The 5429-nt window shown below is 69.1% G+C and carries 3 protein-coding genes; 1 reads left to right on the forward strand and 2 read right to left on the reverse strand.

Annotation, left to right across the window (positions count from 1 at the left end; all coding sequences use genetic code 11):
• Positions 1-34: 34 nt before the first annotated feature.
• Positions 35-1834 carry an NAD(P)-binding domain-containing protein gene (locus tag ACU0DV_RS00545; protein ID WP_446240821.1) on the reverse strand — a complete coding sequence of 600 codons (1800 nt, stop codon included), beginning with the start codon at positions 1832-1834 and terminating at the stop codon, positions 35-37.
• 177 nt (positions 1835-2011) lie between these two features.
• Positions 2012-3745: a sigma-54-dependent Fis family transcriptional regulator gene (locus tag ACU0DV_RS00550; RefSeq protein WP_446240820.1), complete on the reverse strand. Its 1734-nt coding sequence runs from the start codon at positions 3743-3745 to the stop codon at positions 2012-2014.
• Positions 3746-4186: 441 nt separating this feature from the next.
• On the opposite strand from ACU0DV_RS00550, the gene purU reads away from it, so the two are divergent.
• Entirely contained in the window at positions 4187-5071 is an 885-nt protein-coding gene (gene purU / locus ACU0DV_RS00555; RefSeq protein WP_100931515.1) for a formyltetrahydrofolate deformylase, read from the forward strand.
• Positions 5072-5429: the final 358 nt, after the last annotated feature.

Here is a 5429-nt window from a genome sequence, read left to right on the forward strand (position 1 = left end):
GCCGCAGGCAGCGAAACCCCCGCCTGCACAGGCGTCAGGACAGGTGATGCACCTCCTGCTTGCCGTAGACCGGCGTTGGAAGGCCCTCCATCCGCGCCTTCAGCTGCAGGGCGAGATACTGCGAGTAATGCCGCGACTGGTGCAGGTTGCCTCCGTGCATCCACAGGTTCTCGACCTGCGTGGGCTTCCACATGTTGCGCTGCTCGCCTTCCCACGGGCCGGGGTCCTTGGTGGTGTCGGAGCCGAGGCCCCAGACCTTGCCCAGCCGGTCGGCGGTTTCCTGTCCCATCAGGTCGGCCACCCAGCCGTTCATGGAATTGTAGCCGGTGGCATAGACGATCAGGTCGGCGTCGAGGTGCGTGCCGTCGTCGAGGTTCACGCCGGTCTCGTCCACGCTGACCACCTGGCCGCGCTTCAGCTTGACCTCGCCGTCGATGATGAGCTGGCTGGCGCCCACGTCGATGTAGTAGCCCGAACCGCGCCGCAGGTACTTCATGAACAGGCCCGAGCCGTCATCCCCCCAGTCGAGCCAGAAGCCCGCCTTCTCAAGCCCCTCGTAGAATTCCTTGTCGCGTTCCTTCATCTGCTCGTAAGCGGGGATCTGGAACTCGTGCAGGATGCGGTAGGGCAGGGAGGCAAAGATCAGGTCGGCCTTCTCGGTGGTGACGCCGTTGGCGACCGCCTCTTCCGAGTAGAGCGCGCCCATGCCGATATCCATCAGCGTGTCGGAGCGCACGATATGGGTGGAGGACCGCTGCACCATGGTCACGTCCGCGTCGTGTTCCCAGAGCGCCGCGCAGATGTCGTGGGCGGAGTTGTTCGATCCCACGACCACCACCTTCTTGCCGGCCCACTGGTCGGGACCGTCGTGTTCGGAGGAATGCTGCTGCACGCCCTTGAAGGTGTCCATGCCGGGGAAGTCGGGCATCCGCTTCTTGCCGGACATGCCGGTGGCCATGACAAGCTGCTTGGGGCGCAGCACGACCTCTTCGCCGTCGCGGTCGACGACCACGGTCCATTCGCCCTTCGCCGCGTCGAACTTCGCCGACTTGGCGGTGGTCTTGGTCCAGTAGTTCAGCTCCATGACCTTGGTGTACATCTCGAGCCAGTCGCCGATCTTGTCCTTCGGGGCGAAGACGGGCCAGTTTTCCGGGAACTTGATGTAGGGCAGGTGGTCGTACCACACCGGGTCATGCAGGCAGAGCGACTTGTACCGCTTGCGCCAGCTGTCGCCGGGGCGTTCGTTGCGCTCCACGATGATCGTGGGCACGCCAAGCTGCCGCAGCCGTGCGCCAAGGGCGATGCCGCCCTGTCCGCCGCCGATGATCAGGCAGTAGGGCTGTTCGGTGTAGCCGAGGGTCCTTGCCTCGCGCTCCCGCTCTTCCTTCCAGGTCGGGCGATTCTTGGCCGCGCCGTGCTTGGCGCCAAGCGGCCGGGCAAAGCCCTTGGGCTCTTCGTGACCCTTCAGCTCCACCATGGTGGTGAGCAGGGTCCAGATCTTGCCCTCCTTCAGGCGGATCATGCCGTAGCCGCGGGCCAGGTCGGTCTCGAAGCTGATCCATGCGGTGACGACGCCGCCTTCCTCCGTCGGGATCTCGCCCTCGGCCAGTTGCCAGCCGCGGGGCTTCGTGGTGTCGAGCTGGTGCTTCAGCATGTCCGCCACCTGGTCCTTGCCCTCGACCGTCTTCAGGTTCCAGGTGAAGGTGACGAGGTCGCGCCAGTAGCAGTCGTCCAGGAACATCCCTGTCGCGCGGTCGATGTCCCCCTTTTCCAGCGCATCGCCGAAGTCGTCCAGAAAGGCCTGGGTTTCGTTGGCCAATGTCGAGTCGAGCATGTGGTCCTCCTCCTTAGTCTTGGTTGTTATGCGGGCGAGCGTGGCAAAGCCCGGGGCGGGCTGGCTACGCCGAAGGACGGATGCTGCGGGGCGGCACGGGATTTGGCGTGTTGCGCGTTGCGCGCGCAACGGCGCGCAACGCGCCCGCGCCGATCCCGCAGGGTTAGCCCGGTGGAGTCACCCCGGTGGACTCAGGCCGGCCTTGCGGACCCGCCGCAGGATGGTGGAGCGGTTGACGCCAAGCCGCCGTGCCGCGCGCGCCATGTTCCAGTGGCAGGCATCCAGCAGCGATTGCAGGTCTTCGTCGGTGGTTTCCTCGCCCGTGGCGGGCGCGGGCCGCGGCAGGTCGGGGAGGTCGATCACCTGCCCCTCGGTCACGGCGGCGGCAATGGCCAGCGTGTGCTGCAGTTCGCGGATGTTGCCGGGCCAGTCGCGGGCCAGAAGCTCGGCCCGGGCCTGCGGCGAAAGGCGCATCCCGTCGGCGGCGAAGGGGCGCATCAGCCGGTCGATCAGCCAGTCGGTGTCGTGGCGCAGCCGCAGCGGCGGCAGGTCGAGCCGGGCGCCCGACAGGCGATAGTAGAGGTCGTCGCGGAAGCTGCCCTCGGCCAGGCGCGGGGCCAGCGGCAGGCGGGCAGAGGCGATCACCCGCAGGTCCTCGCGCCGCTCGATCAGTGTCAGAAGTGCGGCCTGCGCCTGTTGGTCGAGGTCGCCGACCCCGCGCAGGAAGAGCGTGCCGGGCGCCGCGTCCTCCAGACCCTCGAAACCGGCGGCGGCGCAGCGGATTGCGTGGAAGGCGCGGGACGGGCCGCTCATGTGGATGGCGCGGGCGAGGCGTTCCTTGCCGGTCCCCGATTCGCCGGTCAGCAGCAGCGGCACACGGGTCGGCGCCAGCCGCGCGGCGGTCCTGAGCAGCGGGTCGAGCACCGGGTCCGGCCCGGCGAAACCGGCCAGAGGAGCGGGCAGGGCGGTGTCGCGGTGGCGCAGGGGCACGCGGGCGGCCTGCGGCGCGATGGCATGGCCGTAAAGCCCGCGCCCGTCCCGCAGCCTCAGCACCCGGTCCTCGGACGGACGGCCGCGCATCAGGTCGGGCAGGTCGTCGACCGAGAGGTCGATCAGCGTGTCGATCCGCTGCCCGATCAGCGACCCGCCGCCGGGGGCGAGGATGTCGCGCGCGCCATGCGTCATGCCGATGATGTGCCCCGATCCGTCGAGCGCCACCGCCGCCTCCGGATCGACCTCGAGGAATTCCGGCGAGGCCGAGACCCGGAGCACCCAGTCGCGCCGCGTCATCGCCATGAGGTTCGCCATCTCCACCCGCCGCACCGACGCCCGGACGAGGTTCATCGCGAGGTTCTGCGAGGATTTCGGCGAGGGCGACCGCAGGAGCGAGATGTCCAGCACCGCCGTCAGCTTGCCGCAGGTGTCGTAGATCGGCGCAGAGGTGCAGGACAGCGGCGTATGCGCCAGCCCGAAGTGGTCGCCCTGATGGATGGTCACCGCCTCGCCGGTCACGATGCAGGAGCCGACGCCGCAGGTCCCGGCCAGGTCCTCCGTCCAGTTGGAGCCGAGGTAGAGGCCGGCCTGCCGCAGGTCGTCCTCGAACCGGGGATCGCCGAAGAAGTCGACGCAGACGCCCTTCGCATCGGCGAGCAGCAGCACGTAGTTCTGGCCCGCGACCTGCCGGAACAGCGCCTGCAGGCCGGAGCGCGCGGTGGCGATCAGCCGTTCGGACTGTTCCCGGTGGGCGCGCAGTTCGGCGTCGGTGACGATGTGGGCGGCCTCGGCCCGGGTCGGGTCCATGCCGTAGCTTTCCACGCAGCGCCGCCAGCTGTCCGCGACAAGGCTGTCCCGTCCCGTGTCCTGCCCGCGCAGAACCCGGTCGATCTCGGCCACATGATCCAGATCGCGCATGCCGTCCTCCCCAGCGATGCAGGGCAAGGGTAACATCCCGCGCCCCGTCATGCACCTGCACCATGGTATGGGGCGGGGGCCGGGCGGACGCCCGCCTGCGCGCGGGATGGGCGCGCGCCGTCGCGCTTGGGGGAAGCGGTTGCCGATGGGCGGCAAAGGGGGGATTCGGGGAAACCCTTTTCCTTTGCGGGCGGGCGGAGCGACCCCGACGGAATGGCGCATCCGCCGTGCCGGGGTGGCGACAGACCCGCGCTTGCAGGCCTGACCCGGCCAGTGTTTTCCGACACGCCAAGGCCCCTCTGTCGCATCCGTGAAGGGGGTGGTCGCAGGTGCTCATCCCGGCCTTGATGCCGCGATGCAGAATGTGCAGAGCAAATGCCAGTTCACGCCATCCCTCCCCAACCCGCCGCGCGCCGCGGCCCTTCCAGACCGGAGCCCCCAATGACCAAGTTCTGCCTGACCGTGTCCTGCGCGTCCAAGCGCGGCATCGTCGCCGGCATCGCCACCTTCCTCGCCGACCACGGCTGCAACATCACAGACAGCTCGCAGTTCGACGACGTGGAGACGGGCAGGTTCTTCATGCGCACCAGCTTCACCTCCGAGACCGGCGCCGAGCTCGCCACCCTCGAACAGGAGTTCGTGAGCGTGGCGCAAGGCATGGACATGGACTTCACCTTCCACGACGAGGCGACGAAGATGAAGGTCGTCGTCATGGTCAGCCGCTTCGGCCACTGCCTGAACGACCTGCTCTACCGCTGCCGCATCGGCGCCCTGCCGATCGAGATCGTGGCCGTGATCTCGAACCACATGGACTACCAGAAGACCGTGGTGAACCAGGACATCCCGTTCCACTGCATCCGGGTCACGAAGGAGAACAAGCCGCAGGCCGAGGCCGCCATCATGCAGGTGGTCGAGGACGCGGGCGCCGACCTGATCGTGCTGGCGCGCTACATGCAGATCCTCAGCGACGAGATGTGCCGCAAGATGTCGGGGCGGATCATCAACATCCACCACTCCTTCCTGCCGTCGTTCAAGGGCGCCAACCCGTACAAGCAGGCCTTTGCCCGCGGCGTGAAGCTGATCGGTGCGACCTCGCACTACGTGACCGCCGACCTCGACGAGGGCCCGATCATCGAGCAGGACACCATCCGCGTGACCCACGCGCAGTCGCCCGAAGACTACGTCTCCCTCGGCCGCGACGTGGAGGCGCAGGTGCTCGCCCGGGCGATCCACGCCCACGCCCACCACCGCGTCTTCCTGAACGGCAACAAGACGGTGGTCTTCCCGTCGTCGCCGGGCAGCCACTCCTCCGAACGCATGGGCTGAGGCCTCGCCAGGGGCGGCGCCGACGCACCCGGCAAGTCAGCGCCGCGCCGCCTGAAGCGTTCCGAGGCAGGTATTTATAGCCAAGATGAAGGGGCAGGGCGCTCTCCTGTCCTTCATCTTGGTCCAAATACCTCCGGGGGTCCGGGGGCGGAGCCCCCGGCGGAGGGGGGGGGGGGGGAGCAGCCCGAAACCCAAACCCCCCCCGCTTGGAGGGGTGGGGGGACGGGGGGGGGGGGGGGGGGGGGGGGCGGCGCCCCCCCCCCCCCCCCCCGCCCCCGCCGCCCCCCCCCGCCCCCGGGGGGGGCGGTAGGGTGGGCGCCTGCCCCCCCCCCCCCCCTCCGCCGGGGGCTCCGCCCCC

The sequence above is a fragment of the Sagittula sp. genome (assembly GCF_052825245.1).

What these genes read in the sequence shown, in the direction of transcription:
- ACU0DV_RS00545 (WP_446240821.1), bottom strand. Translation starts at nt 1,834, where the DNA reads ATGCTCGACTCGACATTGGCCAACGAAACCCAGGCCTTTCTGGACGAC.
- ACU0DV_RS00550 (WP_446240820.1), bottom strand. Translation starts at nt 3,745, where the DNA reads ATGCGCGATCTGGATCATGTGGCCGAGATCGACCGGGTTCTGCGCGGG.
- purU (WP_100931515.1), top strand. Translation starts at nt 4,187, where the DNA reads ATGACCAAGTTCTGCCTGACCGTGTCCTGCGCGTCCAAGCGCGGCATC.